General features: G+C 50.1%; 16 protein-coding genes. 5 read left to right on the top strand and 11 right to left on the bottom strand.

Annotation, left to right across the window (positions count from 1 at the left end):
* Positions 1–218: 218 nt before the first annotated feature.
* From ACXMYH_RS15735 to ACXMYH_RS15755, 5 genes are all read right to left on the bottom strand, one after another.
* Positions 219–1445 (bottom strand): hypothetical protein, encoded by a 1227-nt coding sequence (locus ACXMYH_RS15735; RefSeq protein ID WP_486555199.1) that lies wholly within the window; start codon positions 1443–1445, stop codon positions 219–221.
* Complete coding sequence (locus tag ACXMYH_RS15740) at positions 1442–2158, bottom strand: type II secretion system F family protein (protein WP_182426479.1); 717 nt, start codon at positions 2156–2158, stop codon at positions 1442–1444. Before ACXMYH_RS15740 ends, ACXMYH_RS15735 begins: the two co-directional genes overlap by 4 nt.
* A 10-nt stretch (positions 2159–2168) precedes the next feature.
* A complete protein-coding gene (locus ACXMYH_RS15745) occupies positions 2169–3407 on the bottom strand; it encodes a TadA family conjugal transfer-associated ATPase (RefSeq protein WP_486555200.1) in 1239 nt (412 codons plus the stop codon).
* Positions 3395–4411: a P-loop NTPase family protein gene (locus ACXMYH_RS15750; protein WP_142410694.1), complete on the bottom strand. Its 1017-nt coding sequence runs from the start codon at positions 4409–4411 to the stop codon at positions 3395–3397. Before ACXMYH_RS15750 ends, ACXMYH_RS15745 begins: the two co-directional genes overlap by 13 nt.
* Positions 4412–4497: 86 nt before the next feature.
* Complete coding sequence (locus tag ACXMYH_RS15755; protein WP_486555201.1) at positions 4498–4764, bottom strand: hypothetical protein; 267 nt, start codon at positions 4762–4764, stop codon at positions 4498–4500.
* Between the two features lie 671 nt (positions 4765–5435).
* Here ACXMYH_RS15755 and ACXMYH_RS15760 point away from each other — a divergent pair.
* From ACXMYH_RS15760 to glgB, 4 genes are all read left to right on the top strand, one after another.
* Entirely contained in the window at positions 5436–5771 is a 336-nt protein-coding gene (locus ACXMYH_RS15760; RefSeq protein ID WP_118531285.1) for an ArsR/SmtB family transcription factor, read from the top strand.
* Positions 5772–5945: 174 nt separating this feature from the next.
* Positions 5946–6176, top strand: a complete 231-nt coding sequence (locus tag ACXMYH_RS15765; RefSeq protein WP_118297602.1) for a YaaL family protein — start codon at positions 5946–5948, stop codon at positions 6174–6176.
* Positions 6177–6181: 5 nt separating this feature from the next.
* Entirely contained in the window at positions 6182–7519 is a 1338-nt protein-coding gene (locus tag ACXMYH_RS15770) for an alpha-amylase family glycosyl hydrolase (protein WP_118321481.1), read from the top strand.
* Between the two features lie 3 nt (positions 7520–7522).
* Positions 7523–9460 carry a 1,4-alpha-glucan branching protein GlgB gene (gene glgB, locus ACXMYH_RS15775; protein WP_329751934.1) on the top strand — a complete coding sequence of 646 codons (1938 nt, stop codon included), beginning with the start codon at positions 7523–7525 and terminating at the stop codon, positions 9458–9460.
* A gap of 186 nt (positions 9461–9646) precedes the next feature.
* Here the strand turns inward: glgB and ACXMYH_RS15780 are convergent, their stop codons facing one another.
* From ACXMYH_RS15780 to ACXMYH_RS15805, 6 genes are all read right to left on the bottom strand, one after another.
* Positions 9647–10006, bottom strand: coding sequence for a DUF1667 domain-containing protein (locus ACXMYH_RS15780; protein WP_118297605.1), 360 nt, complete (start codon positions 10004–10006; stop codon positions 9647–9649).
* Between the two features lie 3 nt (positions 10007–10009).
* Entirely contained in the window at positions 10010–11278 is a 1269-nt protein-coding gene (locus tag ACXMYH_RS15785; RefSeq protein WP_486555202.1) for an NAD(P)/FAD-dependent oxidoreductase, read from the bottom strand.
* Positions 11279–11295: 17 nt separating this feature from the next.
* Positions 11296–12732, bottom strand: coding sequence for an NAD(P)/FAD-dependent oxidoreductase (locus ACXMYH_RS15790; RefSeq protein ID WP_486555203.1), 1437 nt, complete (start codon positions 12730–12732; stop codon positions 11296–11298).
* 211 nt (positions 12733–12943) lie between these two features.
* The gene (locus ACXMYH_RS15795) at positions 12944–13657 is read right to left on the bottom strand and encodes an MIP/aquaporin family protein (protein WP_118531273.1); all 714 of its coding nucleotides are present in this window, start codon (positions 13655–13657) and stop codon (positions 12944–12946) included.
* Positions 13658–13844: 187 nt separating this feature from the next.
* Positions 13845–15341 (bottom strand): glycerol kinase GlpK, encoded by a 1497-nt coding sequence (glpK, locus tag ACXMYH_RS15800; RefSeq protein ID WP_142410701.1) that lies wholly within the window; start codon positions 15339–15341, stop codon positions 13845–13847.
* Between the two features lie 88 nt (positions 15342–15429).
* Positions 15430–15996, bottom strand: coding sequence for a glycerol-3-phosphate responsive antiterminator (locus ACXMYH_RS15805; protein WP_486555204.1), 567 nt, complete (start codon positions 15994–15996; stop codon positions 15430–15432).
* Positions 15997–16671: 675 nt separating this feature from the next.
* Here ACXMYH_RS15805 and ACXMYH_RS15810 point away from each other — a divergent pair.
* The gene (locus tag ACXMYH_RS15810) at positions 16672–17367 is read left to right on the top strand and encodes a response regulator transcription factor (protein ID WP_015552872.1); all 696 of its coding nucleotides are present in this window, start codon (positions 16672–16674) and stop codon (positions 17365–17367) included.
* Positions 17368–17373 lie beyond the last annotated feature (6 nt).

A 17373-nucleotide genomic window follows, 5' to 3' on the forward strand; every position in this document is an offset into this window, starting at 1 on the left:
ATCTGATTCTATACACCTTGCAATCATCACTGTACTTCATACACACTCCTGTTTATACTGTTTCTCTATTTCCACTATTTCCACTGTATCTACATAATATATAGCGTGAATTAGGGGGTAAATATTCCGACAAGGATCAGCACAACTTCTATGACTCCGACGCCATCTTCTTCCATAAGAAATCTTTTCAACTGCATACACTTACCTCCAAACATTTTTTACAGTGACAAAAACGCCGGTGCGACTACCATGACCATCACAACTCCCAGCATGAGAAACATCGGGATCAGAAGTTTTGTGGACGCTTCTTCGCCTTTTCTGAGCGCAAGATCTTTTCTCTGACGGAATGCCGCCTCCATCTCCTCCTCAAGAAGCCTCCTCAGATCCTTTCCCCCTGTGCTCACACCGTTTCCGAGCAGAGACGCAAATTTCATATAACTGCCGATCCCGATCCGACGCCCGAATTCCGCATAGGCCCGGATCTCCGGCGTTCCCGTCTCCATCTGGTTTAATGTCGTCTGCATTTCCCGGTACACAGGATGACGCTCCTGCTGTTTTTTCTTCATTCCATCCATGACCTGTTTCTTCCAGGCCTGTCTCACCGGATATCCGGCTCCCGTTAATACAAGGAAACCGGACAGCAGTTCCGGATAGTCCAGGATCATGTGCTCTTCCCACTGTTTCCGCTTTTCTTTTTCATCACTTTTTTCCTTTAAGAATAAACATAAAGCTGCCGCGATCCCAAGAAAGATCAGACCTCCATTTCCGCCGCCGGATGCCAGACGGTAATGGAGTGGCTGTCCCTCAAAGCTTTCAGGAAGACTGACCGCAGTCTTCTCCAGGTTCTCCCCCGCGAGTTTCTCCAGAAACGCTTCAAATTTCTCCCCCACCGTCTTTTCTTCAGGAAAAACTGTAGCCTTTATCTCTGCCCGCAGGACTGTGGTTCCATTGGATATCCCGGCATCAAGGACCACCTCCTCCCCCGATTCCGGCACTTCAGAGCCGATCAGCCCCATATCGCTCAAAAGCTCCGGTTTTCCGGATTCCCACTGTACCGACAATCCATACGGTTCCAGCCTGCCTGTCAGCTCCAGATCATGGCGCACCTCGGAGAGAGACTCATTCTCCCCCAATATCTCTCCGATCAGGCATTCCATGATCTCCGGAAACTTTTCCTGCATTTCATCTGCCGACATTTTTCGCTCCGGGATCGTGACTGAGATTTCCTCCTCCCTTTCTCCCAGTCCATCCACCAGAAGATCATACTGACGATCTCCTTCGCCGTATCGTTTTCGCTCCAGAATCGCATTTCGCGCCGGATCCCCCAGCTTTCTGTTCACTTCCGCCGCTCCATAGAGCGCAAATCCGGTCACGACACATGCCGCATACTTTCCATACTCTTTCCCGTACTTTTTTAACCTGCCTTTTTCCACCTTCTCACTCATATCTCGATCTCCAGGAAACTTTTTGCCAGCTGACAGGATACCAGATAGATCCCGAGACAGATCGTCATCAGGATCCGTCCTCCCATGGTCGAATACAAAATCTCAAAAAATCCCGGTGACGTAAGTTCAATGTAGACCACGATCAGGATCGGGATCGCGCTCATGATCTTCTGCTCCATCCGCCTCGATGCGGTTGCCGTCAGGATCTCCTCCTGGATCCGAATTTTTTCTCCGATGATCTCCGCGGTCCTGGCGATGATCTTCATCAGTTCCCCGCCGCTTTTTCTCGCTGCAAGAAAAACATCTGAAAAATTTTTCACATCGTCCAGGCCGCTCCGCTTCGCAAAATCCCCCAATGCCTCCTCGAACGTCAGATTCAGGCGCACTTTCCGCAGGATCAGACGGATTTCCTGCGCGATCATGGAATCACTCCCATGGATCTCCTCCATCTCCTTTAAGCTCACCGCAAACGCATTTTCCACCGAATATCCGGCATTCAGTCCCGAGGCCACTGCCAGGATCGCATCCTTAAACTGCCCCCGCAGGGTCTCCAGCCGCCTTTTCTTCAACTGCTTTCTCAACATAAGAGGAAACAGCATTCCAACCGGCAGCAACACCAGAAAAAGCCCTGCATTCCGGTAAAAAACATAGTCCATCACCGCAATGCCAAGAATCCCTTCTGCCCCGTAGATCCCCCATTCTTTTCTGCTCAACTCATACGTCTCATACATCATACCCTGCAAGTCGGAGCTTTTCCCTGTGTTTGAGTGCTCCGACCCGTTCAAGGCTTCCTTCCACTTTCCTCCTGTCCCCGATCCGGCTCTCCGGGCACTTTGTCTCCCTGAAAGCGAAAAGGGGATTGAGGATGATCTCGCCGTTTTCAAACCGGTCCACCTCCTCGATCGCTGTTATCTTTCTCGTCTTATCCCGCATTCTCGCCACATGCACCATGACATCCACCGCCGACGCGATCTGACTCCGGATCGCCGGAAGCGGCAGATCTGTCGCCATCAGCACCATCGTTTCCAGGCGTGCGAGCATGTCTTTTACACTGTTCGCATGACCGCTGGAAAAGCCGCCGTCATGGCCCGTGTTGAGACTCTGCAAAAGGTCCAGCGCCTCTTTTCCGCGCACCTCGCCAACGATAATCCTGTCCGGCCGCATGCGGAGCGCCGCCCGGATCAGCTCCCCGATCCCGATGGCCCCGGCTCCTTCCGCATTCGCGTCCCTCGTCTCTAACCTTACCAGGTTCTCGATATGGCTTAACTGCAGTTCCGCCGCGTCCTCGATCGTGATCACCCGCTCACCGGATGGGATAAACTCTGAGAGTGCATTTAAGAGTGTCGTTTTTCCCGCTCCGGTGCCGCCGCTGACAAAGATGTTGTAGCGCGCCGCAACAAGCGTCTTCAAGAGATCCGCTGCCTCTTTTGAGATGCTTCCGTATTCCATGAGCCGTTCCATCGTCACCGGCTCCGGAAATTTCCGGATCGTCAAGATCGGTCCGTTTAATGCGATCGGTTCGAGGACCACATGGACTCTCGATCCGTCTGACAATCTGGCATTTGCAAGCGGCGTTGATGTATTGACGATCCTGTTCACACTGCTGACGATCTGCTGGATCAGATCTTCCAGCTGCTCCCTGGATTCGAAAGACTTTTCCCACCGCCCGATCTTTCCCCCTGTCTCTACGAATACCTGGTCCGGACCATTTACCATGATCTCTGTCACCCGCGGATCATCCACCAGCTCCTGCAGGATATCAAGACGCCGGAAAGAGTCAAATAACTCCCTGTGGAGTTTCAGCCGTTCCCCCAGAGTCAGCGGGAATTCTCCCGGCTGCTCCTCCAGACAGGCATCCATCTTCCGGTCGATGAGGTCCGCGATCTCTTCATCCGACATCTGCCGCTCATATGTCATCTCCGCCAGGATCTGTTCCCGCAGGATCTTCTTTAATTGTCCCATAAGTTCCTCTGTCCTTTCAGCAGACTCCTGACAAAATCTCCCATATCTCCCCACAGAAGCTCCTGTGGAAAATGTTCCATCCTTCTCCCTCCGGTCACCATCGGCACATGGATCTTCTGGATCTTTTCTGCGACAGCGTTATTTCCCGTTGTCTCCAGATACTCCTCAAATTCACGCATTTTTTCCGCAGAAAACGGATCTTCTCTGATCGGTGCGTAAACGACCTGACATTTTTCCAGCAGCGGCAGGGCATCCCGCCCGTAATCCCCGATATCGAGGACAAGTGTCGTATAATTTCCTTCCCGAAGGATCCGTTCCATGAGATCCGCCATCTCCTGCGCGGTAAGCTGTGCATAATCCTGAGGGATCCGGATCGGCGGGATCCATGCCATATCTCCCAGATAGTAGACAAGTGAGTTCAGCCGTACTATATGAAACCGTTCCTGCTTATAGTAGTAGATAAGGTCCGAGAGATCCCGCTTCCAGCGCTCATTTAACAGACCGGTAAAACCGGTAAAAGTATCCAGCGTCACAAACAGCACCTTTTCCTCTTTTGCCAGGATCTGACCGATCGCCAGCGCCAGACAGGTCTTTCCGCATCTTCCGACCGGCGAATAGACGCCTATGATCCGTCTGGACTGATCCACGCTTCCTGCGGTATTCGGGCGGATCCCCGGGATCTCACTGTAGACCGCCATCACCTCCCGGATAATATCGTCCCCGGACTGGAACTTATAGATTTCTTTCCCTGATTCCATCTGCCGTTCTGTTTCCTCCGACATATAGATCTTCTGTCCGGACGGAATTTCGGAGATATCCCCGGAATCCGTCCGCTCCCCGGAAAGCAGGACATCGATCTCATGTTTCGCGGCATATTCCGCCAGCTTTTCTTTCGAGGTAAACGCCTGTGCAGTGAATACTCCCCGCTCTTTTCTGTTAACATAATCCGACAATCGTTCCGCGTATCTCGTATCCGCGTCATAAACCGCCATCATCTTTTTCATACTTTTTCCTTTCCCCTGCCGGAGCAGACCCGGCATATGATCGACAGGACTGGTTTCCCAGCCTTCAAGACTCGCGGTCCTGCCTGCTATCGGATCAGCAGAAACAGACAGTAGCCCGCGAACAGATACGGCCCCAGCCGCATAAGACTTTCCTTTTCAAAATATCCCGGATATTCCGTGATCTTTCCATTGATCCCGGACTCCACCGCAAACCGCGCGATCCTCTCTAACCGCGGCCAGACGGTTCCCTGTCTTGTCATCCTGCAGGCTGCAGATACAGCCGCGATCACAAATCCAAGACCTAAGATAAAGATCCCGTCCCAGAGTCCTGAAAATCCGACAATCAGCCCCATAAGCTTGATATCTCCCGCGCCGATCATCCGGCAGAGAAAAAAGAGATAAAACACAGCGCATGTCCCGGCAAACCGCAGAACGAAGACTCCCGCGGGAATGAGCACAGAGTTTATCTGTGTCTGTCCGTCCACTCTGTTGCCCATGCAGGCCGACACGATCCCGGCTGCGATCCCCAAAAAGATCTGGACGTGAAAGATCTTTCCATACCTTCAGTCCGTCACGGCCGCAGACAGTAAAATCGTAAATAATATCATGACAGGATCATCTCCTTTCTCAAAAAGGTGAAGAATTCCCAGTACTTTTTCCATATAGATCCTTTGTGAAAATATCTTCACTGATGCCAGACTGGCGGTACTGGTCTTCGTAACATAAAAAGGATTTCATGCCCTGAAAACGGGCATCCGGCGAAGCTACCGGTCATACATCTGCTATTTAGAAATGAAGAACTCATCTCTGAATGTGCCACTATTATCTCTGAATTTTGAGCGAAAGTCAATTTCGTTTTCGTAAAATCAAGGTGACGTTTTTCGTCAATTTTCACCAAAAATTATTATGTCACCTTTCATTTTCCAGAAATGTTGAACAATTCATTGACGCGATTCATGAAAAATGGTAAAATGCAATTAAGTTTAAATTTTTAAACCAAAACCTTCAGGAAAGGAGAGAATTCATGACCTCAGACAATCTTCTGGGCGATATCTTCGAAGAGTGCATTCCTTTATTCATCGCGCTCGGAGACCGGACAAGACTCACGATCCTGCAGTGTCTCTTTGAGACGCAGACCACCGGCGAAAGCCGGATCCCCGGTTTGAACGTCAATGAGATCACAGACCGGACAAGTCTCTCCCGTCCGGCTGTCTCTCATCATTTAAAGATCTTAAAAGATACCGGCCTGATCGATGTTTTAAAAAAAGGCGTCTGCAATTACTACTATCTTACAAACAAAAGCGCCATCGATAAGCTCGGCCGCTTAAAGAAAGAGCTTGAAAAATATCCTGAATCCTGAATATTCCGGATGAATGGATCTCATACTACCAATTACAGGAACCACAGATCTTTCCGCGGACAGGCACGCCGTGCGGCAAACCGGTCTGCAGACAGGATCTGACAAAACAGGGGCGCAGCTGCCCGGATCTGGCAGCTATACGCGCCGGAAATAAAGGAATTGGAGTATGATACGATGTTTTTCTCTAAAAAATCAGCTTCCCAACAGGCATTCAGCCGGGAGACAAATGAACTGAAGCGCCAGATCGAACTCAGCAAAACGGCGATCCTATCCGCCCAGAACCAGTTCGAACAGGTCGTTGACCCGACTCTGGTCGACTGTTACATCTATGAGCTAAACGCTGCGCAGCTCCGGTATCAGTTTCTTCTCCGACGCCTGAAAAAACGGGAGCTTCAGGAGGTCTGATAACCATGCATACCTGGTACGAACAGGCTGTCTTTTACCATATTTATCCCCTCGGACTTCTGGGGGCTGAGAAAACGAATACACTTACAGAAACCGCCCACCGACTCCGTGATCTTGAGGCCTGGATCCCGCATATCCGCGCCTTAAACGGCTCCGCGATCTATATCGGTCCGCTCTTCGAGTCATCCACACACGGCTACGACACAAGAGATTTCCGCCTTGTCGACAGGCGCCTGGGCACAAACGAGGATTTCGCCCATTTTGTGCAGCTCTGCCACGAAAACGGGATCCGCGTTGTGGTGGATGGTGTCTTCAACCATACCGGACGCGAATTTTTCGCCTTTCAGGATATCCGTGAAAAACGCGAAGCTTCCCCTTATAAAGACTGGTATCGCGGCGTCAATTTCGGTTGGGGAAGTCCTCTTGGCGATCCGTTCGGCTACGAAGCCTGGCAGGGGCATTTTGAACTTCCGTGTTTAAATTTATGGAATCCGGATGTCCGCCAGTATCTGTTTGACTCGATCCGCTTCTGGGTCGACAATTTTGATATCGACGGGATCCGTCTGGACTGCGCGAATGTCCTGGATTTCGGGTTCATGAAAGAGCTTCGTGAAAAAACTTCCGCCATGAAACCGGACTTCTGGCTCATGGGCGAGGTGATCCACGGCGAATACAGCCGCTGGGTCAATCCGGAAATGCTGCATTCCGTCACAAATTACGAGCTCCACAAAGCTCTCTACTCTGGTCACAACGACCACAACTACTTTGAGATTGCCCACAATGTGAGGCGCCTGGAGGCAGTCGGGAAATCGCTTTACACCTTCGTGGACAACCACGATGAGGACCGGATCGCAAGCAAGTTAAATCATCCGGCGAACCTCTTTCCGGTGTACCAGCTTCTCTTTACACTTCCGGGAATCCCTTCCATCTACTATGGAAGCGAGTGGGGGATCGAGGGAAAGCGCTCCAGAACATCCGATGAAGTCCTGCGCCCGGCGCTCACTTTATCCGGCATGGACGGAAAAGCTCCGGAACTTATTTCCCACATCGCGGCGCTCGGAAAGATCCATGCGGAACATGACGCATTCCACAGTGGCTCTTATAAAGAACTTCTCCTCACCAACCGGCAGTATGCATTCAGCCGGTCCGGAGAACACGGCACTCTCATCTCCGCCGTCAATAATGATGAGCAGCCGGCATCCATCTCGATCCCGCTGCCATGCGCGGCTTCAGATGCCGTATCCCTGCTGCCCGGGGAAATCCCATTCTCCCTTGAAAACGGCAGACTTTCCGTCACGCTCCCGGCAAACGGCGGCGCGATCTTTAAACTTCAGGAGGTTTAAGTGATGACAAGAACAAAGAAAACCAAGGCTCCTGCCAAAACAAAAGAAATCGGTCTCGGTTTCATCACCGAACTGGACCGTTACCTCTTCGGTCAGGGGACTCATTATAAAATCTTTGAAAAACTCGGTGCTCATCAGAAAACATATAAAGGAAAAAGCGGCATGTATTTTGCCGTCTGGGCTCCGCACGCAAAAGCGGTCGGCGTTGTAGGCGATTTTAACGGCTGGGATCCGGATGCCGCACCAATGTCACCGTTAGCCGACTCGGGGATCTATGAGACATTTATTCCGGGCGTCGGCCTTGGAGAACTCTACAAATTTGCGATCACCACACAGGATGGAAAGATCCTGTTCAAAGCTGACCCGTATGCAGTCCACGCAGAATTCCGTCCGGGAACCGCTTCCATCACGGAAGACATCAGCGGTTTTAAATGGGAAGATGCAGGCTGGATGGACGCGAGAAAAAAAGCTGATCCTGTAAAATCCCCGATGGCGATCTACGAAGTTCATCTCGGCTCCTGGAGAAAGAAAGACCGCCCGCAGAAGGAAGGTTATTATACATATATGGAGGCAGCCCACGAGCTGGCCGACTATGTGAAGAAGATGGGCTACACCCATGTAGAGCTCATGGGAATTGCAGAACATCCTTATGACGGTTCCTGGGGCTACCAGGTCACCGGATACTACGCACCGACCTCCCGTTACGGCACTCCGAAGGAGTTCATGTACTTCGTAAACTACCTTCATAAAAAGGGCATCGGCGTGATCCTGGACTGGGTTCCGGCTCACTTCCCGAAAGACGCCCATGGACTTGCCGACTTTGACGGACAGCCGCTCTACGAGTACGCGGACCCGCGAAAGGGAGAACATCCGGACTGGGGCACAAAGGTCTTTGACTACAGTAAAAATGAGGTTAAAAACTTCCTGATCGCGAATGCCCTCTACTGGGTGGAAAACTTCCACGTCGACGGGCTTCGCGTGGATGCCGTTGCATCGATGCTGTACCTGGATTACGGCCGCAGCGATGGAAACTGGGTTCCGAATAAATACGGCGAGAACAAAAACCTCGAAGCGATCGAGTTCTTCCGCCACTTAAACAGCGTCCTGACCGGACATCTCACCGGCGCCATGATGATCGCCGAAGAGTCCACCGCGTGGCCGGGCGTCACAAAGGCACCGGAGGAAGGCGGCCTCGGCTTTACCTTCAAGTGGAACATGGGCTGGATGCACGATTTCCTGGAGTATATGAAACTCGACCCGTATTTCCGGAAATTCAACCACAACAAGATGACCTTCGGTATCACATACGCCACCAGTGAGAATTATATTTTAACCCTGTCTCACGATGAAGTTGTCCATCTGAAATGCTCAATGATCAACAAGATGCCTGGCTTAAACGGTGACAAGTTTGCGAACCTAAAGGCCGGATATACGTTTATGATGGGACATCCGGGCAAGAAGCTGCTCTTTATGGGACAGGATTTCGGTCAGTATCACGAGTGGGATGAGAAAGTCGCCCTCGACTGGTATCTCGCCGACGAGCCGCTCCACAAAGATCTGCAGAAGTATTATAGCGATCTGCTGCATGTATACCAGAAATATCCGGCATTATGGCAGCTCGATTCCGACTGGAACGGCTTCCAGTGGATCAACGCAAATGACGGCGACCGCAGCATCTTCAGTTTTATCCGCCGCGATGAGACCGGAAAGAAGAATCTCTTATTCATCATCAACTTCACTCCGGTTGCCCGTGACGATTACCGTGTAGGTGTTCCGAAATCCGGAACCTACTCGCTGATCCTGAATTCCGAACACGGACTTTATAAACGCGGAGAGCACGCGTTCTCCGTCCGCTCCAAAAAGAGCGAGTGCGATGGTCAGCCATACTCCTTCGCATATCCGCTGCCGGCGTATGGGGCTGCGATCTTTAAATTTAACTAAAATATCAGAAATTGTCTCACCTTCACAATGGTGAGACAATTTCTGACAAAAAAGGACCTCGCAAAATCCTGAATCATGGATCCGCGAGGTCCTTTTCCCAAAATACTGTCCATTTTCCATGAAAACCAGCCGGACAGCACCTTGTTCATAACCCATACCATCTGCATTTACTGATCGCAATAAACCCTATTCCACATTCTTTGTCGCCACAACGTCCACTCCCGTTCCGGCAACATCCTTCAATATCACATCCCCGATGTGGACCGGAGCTGCGACCTCAACCGTCTTTAACGCTTTCACACAGTCGAAGATTTTTCCTTTCGGAATATCTTCCTTCGTCTTCACCGAAACCATATCGATGCTTCCGCCGGATACCCGCACAGTGGAAGTCACGATCCTCGTCGGATTTGTCACTTCTTTCCGCCCGTAGATCTCGCCGCGCTTGCAGGTATTCCCTGTCACGCTTACGACCTCACCGCCGTCCATCGTCACGACAAGAGGACAGCCCATCGGACATCCGATACATGTTAATCTTCTTTCCTCCATCGCCTATGCCTCCTCGATCTTGATCGTGATCGTCTTCAGATCCGGATACTTCAAAAGATCCGCTTTTTTAAGTTTCAGTTCTTCCATCTCACCCGGTGCTACGACCGGGCGTTTTCTGTGGATCACACGCTCATCGCCAAAGTACGCGCTCACATAGCAGTTCTTATACACACCGCCAACACGGAAACGGACCGTAAGTTCCTCGTCCATTCTCGCCGGATCGATGGTTCCCGGAACCGTATAGCGGACACCTTCGACCGGATTTAAAACGATCTCCTGAGCTCCCGATGTCCGGTTTTCACCCTGTTTCACATAAGCTGCCGCGTTCTTTCCGGCGATCGCCGCCTCCTCCGATACAAAGTCCACAAGATCATGTACATGGAGCACATTTCCGCAGGCGAAAACACCTTCGATGTTCGTCTCCAGGCTCTCGTTGACCTTCGGACCGGATGTCACCGGGTTCATGTCCACGCCCATTCCTCTTGAGATCTCGTTCTCCGGGATCAGTCCGACAGAGAGGAGCAGCGTATCACAGCTGTATTCCTCCTCCGTTCCCGGGATCGGCTTTCCTTTTCCGTCTACCTGCGCCAGCGTAATTCCTTCCAGCCGTTCTTTTCCTCTGATGTCTACAACCGTATGACTTAACTTCAGCGGAATTCCGTAGTCATCGAGACACTGGACGATATTTCTCTTTAAACCGCCGGAATAAGGCATCAGCTCCGCGACAACCTTGACTTTCGCGCCCTCAAGCGTCATTCGTCTCGCCATGATGAGACCGATATCTCCGGATCCCAGGATCACGACTTCGCGTCCCGGCATATATCCCTCAATGTTTACAAGCCTCTGGGCCGTACCTGCAGAGAAGATTCCCGCCGGTCGATATCCGGGAATATTTAAAGCGCCTCTCGACCGCTCTCTGCATCCCATTGCGAGGATCACTGCCTTCGCCCGGATCTCGAAGAGACCTTCTTCCCGGTTCATGGCTGTCACGATCTTCTGCTCACTGATATCCATGACCATGGTATTCAGTTTATACTCGATATTTAATTCTTCTGCCTGTTTAATAAACCGTCCCGCGTACTCCGGACCCGTGAGTTCTTCCTTGAAGGTGTGGAGTCCAAAGCCGTTATGAATGCACTGGTTTAAGATTCCGCCTAACTCCCTGTCACGTTCCAGAATCAGAATACTCTCGATTCCGTTTTTCTTCGCGGAAACTGCAGCGGCAAGACCGGCCGGTCCGCCTCCGATGATCACAATATCATACGATTTCATGCTCTGACACCTCCCTTTTATAACGAATCCTTATTGATTCCCTTGACGATCTGCGAGTTTCCGCCGGATTTTGTGATCTCAAACATGCTCTTATGGCATTCTCTCGCAAGGATCTCCATAGTTCTCGGGGAACAGAATCCTGCCTGGCAGCGCCCCATTCCGGCTCTCGTTCTGCGTTTTACTCCGTCTAAGGATTTTGCGCCTAAAGGTCTTCGGATCGCATCGATGATCTCGCCTTCTGTGATCATCTCGCATCGGCAGATAATATTTCCGTACTCTGGTTTTTCCTTAATTAACTGGATTCGTTCTTCCTTACTTAAAGTATTCGGATTCAGAACACCTTTTCTCGTCGCGATGAAGTTCTCTTTTTCCTTGAGATCCATCTTCTCTTTCAGGATATCCGCCACCATCTCACCGATCGCCGGGGAGCTTGTCAGACCCGGAGACTCGATTCCCGCACAATCGATAAATCCTTTCGCGTCCTCCAGTTCACCGATCAGGAATTCATGTCCGTCCTCATGGGCACGGAGTCCTGCGAAGGAAGTGATCACCTGGCGCATCGGAATGTTCTTCACATTCATCTCTGCCTTTGTGATAACCTCATTTAAGCCCTCTCTCGTCGTATTGGTTCCCTCTTTATTCTCAATATCGATCGCTGTCGGTCCCACCAACAGATTTCCGTGGACCGTCGGAGTCACGAGAACGCCTTTTCCGTATTTTCCGGGAAGAGCAAACACCGTATGGCTCACATGATTTCCGGCAGTTTTATCGAGCAGACAGTAATCTCCACGTCTTGGGGTGATATGGATCTTCTTGTTGCTTACCATATTGTGGAATTTGTCTGCGTAGACACCCGCCGCGTTCACGACATACCGCGTCTTATACGTGCCCTTGCTTGTCCGGATCTCCCAGCCGTTTTCCACCGGTCTTAAGTCGGTGACCTCCGTATCAAAATGGAATTCTACTCCATTCGCGTTGGCATTCTCCGCCATCGCGATATTTAAGTTAAACGGACATACGATTCCGCCTGTGGGCGCGTAGAGAGCTGCGCATGCCTCATCGGAAATATTCGGCTCCATTGCCCGCAGTTCTTCCCGGTTTAAGATCCTGAGACCCGGAACTCCGTTTATGATTCCTCTTTTATAAAGAGCTTCAAGCCCCGGCATCTCGTCTTCATGCAGGCAGACTACCAGTGAACCATTTCTCTTAAACGGAAAATCCAGGTCCTTCGACAGTTGTTCCATCATTTCATTTCCGCGTACATTGAGTTTTGCCATCAGGGAGCCTTCCGCCGCGTCATAGCCCGCATGGACAATAGCACTGTTTGCCTTGGAAGTACCGCAGCAGACATCCTCCTCTTTCTCCAGCACACAGATTTTTGCCTGATAGCGCGACAATTCTCTCGCAGATGCCGCCCCGGCTACTCCTGCTCCGATTATGATCACATCATACATTTACCGTTCACTCCTTTACATCCTGTCTCTTTTAGAAGATTTCCGCCATATCCCACTTGGGAATCCGGCGGCGTCCGTCCTTGAGAGAAAAGAGCCCGCCAAGTAAACGCATACCCTTATGCGGTTATCCTGTCAGGCTCTCTCATCTCACGCCACAATTATCCGATTGTCAAGCTGTACTGCACCGGGCACAGCCCTCTGTTATTTTATCCTACCACGGGATCGCTCCATAAAGGAGAACCGCCACGATTGCGCCGATGATCGGTCCAACGATCGGAACTACGAGACCGTAAGAGAAGTTGGAATCGCCTTTGCCCTTGATCGGAAGGACTGCATGTGCAAGACGAGGTCCTAAATCTCTTGCTGGGTTGATCGCATAACCGGTAAGTCCGCCGAGGGACATACCTACGGAAACGATGATTCCGAATACGAAGAGTTTATCAACACCTGTGGAAAGTCCTGTTACATTGCCGATACCTTTGATCGCGAAAACGAGGATAAATGTACCGACTGCTTCGCTTAAAATGTTTAATCCAGTGTTCGGGATCGATGGACCTGTACAGAATACGCCAAGCTTTGTTCCCGGATCTTCTGTAGCGTCAAACTGTCCCTTGAAGAGCAGGTAAACGATCGATGCGCCGACAAATGCACCTGCCATCTGTGCGATCACATATCCGGGCACCATAGACCATGCGAAACTTCCGTCAACCGCAAGAGCGATCGTGAGCGCAGGGTTAAAGGATGCGCCGGAAGCTTCTCCGAAGATAAATGCCGGTACCAGAACCGCAAGGCCCCATGCCAGTGTGATCTGGACAGCTCCTGCGCCTTTCATTCCGGACTTGTTAAGGTTTACGTTTGCAACAACACCATCACCGAGGATGATAAGCATCATGGTTCCAAGAAACTCTGCAATATAAGGCAGCATAAAAAATCCCCCTTTTTGTTGTTTTAGTCATCTCCGGCTTTCGTTCCCCCCCAAAGCCGGAGACAGTTTTCTGTTTTTTCAAAACTTTCTGTTTTGTTTCAACAGCTTTGAGCAATTATTCCATTCAAGTCCGTTCTCTGCAAGCCGCAATTCTTACCCGAAACCTTTTCCTCATTTTATATCTCGTTTAGTCTTCCTTCGCCCATCCGTAAGCGTATTTCACAGCCTTATTCCAGCCTTTGATCCGTTTTTCTCTCTCAGCGGCTTCGATCTTCGGCTCGAAGGTCTTATCGATTGCCCAGTTCTTGATGACGTCTTCCTTGCTGCTCCAGTAACCAACTGCGAGACCTGCAAGATAAGCGGCACCCATAGCTGTCGTCTCTACGCACTGTGGACGGTTCACCGGCGCGTTGATAATATCGGCCTGTGTCTGCATTAAGAAGTCGTTGGCACTTGCGCCGCCGTCAACCTTAAGAGCCGCAAGCTCAATACCGGAATCTGCCTTCATCGCTTCCAGAACGTCGTTTACCTGGTATGCGAGGGATTCCAGAGTCGCACGGATAATGTGGTACTTATTGACACCGCGGGTGATTCCTACGATCGTTCCGCGCGCGTACTGATCCCAGTGCGGAGCTCCGAGACCTGTGAATGCCGGTACAACATAGCAGCCGTTCGTATCCTTTACTTTCTTTGCCATGTACTCGGAATCCGGTGCGGAATCGATAATTCTTAACTCATCGCGGAGCCACTGGATCGCAGCGCCTGCAACGAAGATAGAGCCCTCAAGAGCGTAGTTGACTTTTCCGTCTAAGCCCCATGCAATTGTTGTAACAAGACCATTCTTTGAGAAGATCGGCTTCTCACCGGTGTTCATTAACATGAAGCAGCCGGTTCCGTATGTATTCTTTGCCTCGCCAGGATTGAAGCAGGTCTGTCCGAACAGTGCGGACTGCTGGTCACCAGCAGCTCCTCCGATCGGGATCGGTCCGCCGAGGTAAGACGGATCTGTCTCGCCGTAAATGCAGCTTGACGGCTTCGGCTCCGGGAGAATACACTTCGGGATATCGAGTTCCGCTAAGATCTCATCATCCCACTGCAAAGTATTGATATTGAAGAGCATTGTACGGGATGCGTTGGAATAGTCTGTGACATGAACCGCGCCCTTTGTAAGTTTCCAGATCAGCCATGTCTCAACCGTACCGAATAACAGCTCGCCCTTCTCCGCTCTTTCTCTCGCGCCCGGTACATTGTCAAGCAGCCATTTTACTTTTGTGCCTGAGAAGTATGCATCGATCACGAGGCCTGTTTTCTCTCTGAACTTGTCGGTCAGGCCTTTTTCTTTTAAGGTGTCGCAGTATTCCGATGTTCTGCGGCACTGCCAGACGATCGCGTGATGGATCGGCTCTCCGGTATTCTTATCCCAGACGATCGTTGTCTCACGCTGGTTCGTGATACCGATGGCCGCGATATCCGCTGCGGTGGCACCGATCATATTCATCGCCTCTACAGCAACCCCCAGCATACTTGCCCATATCTCGTCTGCATCGTGCTCTACCCAGCCCGGCTTCGGGAAGTACTGGGTAAACTCTCTCTGCGCTACACTGCACATCTCACCTTTTTCGTTGAACAGGATACACCTGTTGCTGGTTGTCCCCGCGTCGAGTGCCATTACATACTTTGCCATACCAATTCCTCCTTCAATATAGTTTTTCCCATGCTTTATCTCAACTGCCCTTTTCCCGGCGTTGAAACAGCTTGTGTTATCAGTCTATTCACAGCTTCCAGACTTCATGATTCGTAGATGAAACTGCCATCGCTCCTGCTGATAGGGCGCTCATAACGGATTCTTTCTCGGAGATCAGTCCACCCGCGATGATCGGCGCTTTCGACACCTTACACATCTTTGAGATGACCTGCGGCATGATTCCCGGAAGAACCTCGATATAATCCGGCTTCACCTGATGCTGCTGTCTTAAATTTTCATACGCCATGGAATCCAGTAAAAAGCACCTCTGGACCGTTATGAAATTCAGTTCATTTCCCCTTCTGATCAGTGGGACCTTTGTACTAATAATCCCGTCTGCCTCTGTCGACATTTTAATGAAGTCCACCACAATCTCCTTGCTGCTTAAGCCCACGACCAGGTCTACATGCACGATTGCGATCTTCCCAGCGTCCTTTAGGCGTTTTACGATCGTCCGGATCGTACAGATATCGCCGAACAGGACGAATACCACTCGGATTTCTTCCAGAGAACAGCAAAGTTCCAGATCATCCATGTTTTTGATCGCTGCGATGATCGGGGTTTCTTCCAATGCCTGATAAAAATAATGTTTCACTAAACTTTTCTCCATTTCTCAAAAAGAAAAGGAGCGCACCAAGCAACAGCTAATCGTTAGCTGATTACATTTTGCTCTCCTATCACGGCTTCTTTTTTAAGTTAACTCAATCATAGCATATTGCACAATTATTATCAACCATTTCACGGCAAAATATATATTTTGTACAAACCTCACAAAATTTTCTATATTTTTTTATTGTTTTAACCTCTTGCGTGATTATTTGTCCCTCGCTTTCACAACATTATACACAAATTTTTGCGTTCATATTTTTTTACCTATGTCACTGCATCAAATCGCCGCGTCGTACCAAAAGCTTTTCTGAACTGAAAATTCTGTACAATACAGTAACTCCTTTGTTACTTTTCATGGGTAGGAATTTTCTGAACTGAAAATTCCGTATGATACCGTTATGGCCGCGGATTTTGCCGATTCGGAATGCGAAGCATCGGCAAAATCCTGTTACAGTGCGCGGGCATAGAGTACCCGTGTACTGTAACACCCCTTTACATCTCTACATAAAAATTTAAGAACGTTCCTTATGTTTTTGCGTCATTTTTATGCTATACTGGATTATGATGTATTTTTTCTTTGATTTGATTTTTTCGTAACTGGAAATATGGTCAGTTACGATTTTTCATCTTTTATTATGTCTGATATGAGGAGGAATCGATTATGCCAACCATTCTCGTCTGCGATGACGACAAACAGATCGTAGAAGCGATCAATATTTATCTGACCGGCGAAGGTTTCAATGTAATTAAGGCCTACGACGGCTACGAAGCGCTGGAGCTTCTGGAGAAGAATGAAGTAAACTTAATGATCGTGGATGTCATGATGCCTGGGCTCGACGGGATCCGCACCACATTAAAGGTCCGCGAGACCAGCAGCATCCCGATCATCATCCTCTCCGCGAAATCTGAGGATACCGACAAGATCTTAGGCTTAAATATCGGCGCTGACGACTATATCACAAAGCCGTTTAACCCATTAGAGCTGGTAGCCCGCGTAAAATCTCAGCTCCGCCGCTACACCCAGCTCGGAAATTTAAACCAGCAGGGCAGCTCCCAGGTCTACAAGTGCGGCGGACTGATGATCAACGATGAGAACAAGGAAGTTACCGTCGACGGAGAGCCAATCAAGCTGACCCCCATCGAGTACAACATCCTGCTTCTTCTCGTGAAGAACGCGGGGAAGGTTTTCTCTATTGACCAAATTTACGAAAAAATCTGGAATGAAGACGCAATTGGTGCAGATAACACTGTTGCCGTCCACATCCGCCATATCCGCGAGAAAATCGAGATCAACCCGAAAGAACCCCGCTACTTAAAGGTAGTCTGGGGCGTCGGCTATAAGATCGAGAAACAGTAAGGAGAG

Source organism: Pilosibacter sp. NGB245 (assembly GCF_057397225.1).

Coding starts and splice junctions, on each gene's coding strand:
- ACXMYH_RS15735 (WP_486555199.1), bottom strand. CDS start 1,445: ATGAGTGAGAAGGTGGAAAAAGGCAGGTTAAAAAAGTACGGGAAAGAG.
- ACXMYH_RS15745 (WP_486555200.1), bottom strand. CDS start 3,407: ATGGGACAATTAAAGAAGATCCTGCGGGAACAGATCCTGGCGGAGATG.
- ACXMYH_RS15750 (WP_142410694.1), bottom strand. CDS start 4,411: ATGAAAAAGATGATGGCGGTTTATGACGCGGATACGAGATACGCGGAA.
- ACXMYH_RS15755 (WP_486555201.1), bottom strand. CDS start 4,764: ATGGGGCTGATTGTCGGATTTTCAGGACTCTGGGACGGGATCTTTATC.
- ACXMYH_RS15760 (WP_118531285.1), top strand. CDS start 5,436: ATGACCTCAGACAATCTTCTGGGCGATATCTTCGAAGAGTGCATTCCT.
- ACXMYH_RS15765 (WP_118297602.1), top strand. CDS start 5,946: ATGTTTTTCTCTAAAAAATCAGCTTCCCAACAGGCATTCAGCCGGGAG.
- ACXMYH_RS15770 (WP_118321481.1), top strand. CDS start 6,182: ATGCATACCTGGTACGAACAGGCTGTCTTTTACCATATTTATCCCCTC.
- glgB (WP_329751934.1), top strand. CDS start 7,523: ATGACAAGAACAAAGAAAACCAAGGCTCCTGCCAAAACAAAAGAAATC.
- ACXMYH_RS15780 (WP_118297605.1), bottom strand. CDS start 10,006: ATGGAGGAAAGAAGATTAACATGTATCGGATGTCCGATGGGCTGTCCT.
- ACXMYH_RS15785 (WP_486555202.1), bottom strand. CDS start 11,278: ATGAAATCGTATGATATTGTGATCATCGGAGGCGGACCGGCCGGTCTT.
- ACXMYH_RS15790 (WP_486555203.1), bottom strand. CDS start 12,732: ATGTATGATGTGATCATAATCGGAGCAGGAGTAGCCGGGGCGGCATCT.
- ACXMYH_RS15795 (WP_118531273.1), bottom strand. CDS start 13,657: ATGCTGCCTTATATTGCAGAGTTTCTTGGAACCATGATGCTTATCATC.
- glpK (WP_142410701.1), bottom strand. CDS start 15,341: ATGGCAAAGTATGTAATGGCACTCGACGCGGGGACAACCAGCAACAGG.
- ACXMYH_RS15810 (WP_015552872.1), top strand. CDS start 16,672: ATGCCAACCATTCTCGTCTGCGATGACGACAAACAGATCGTAGAAGCG.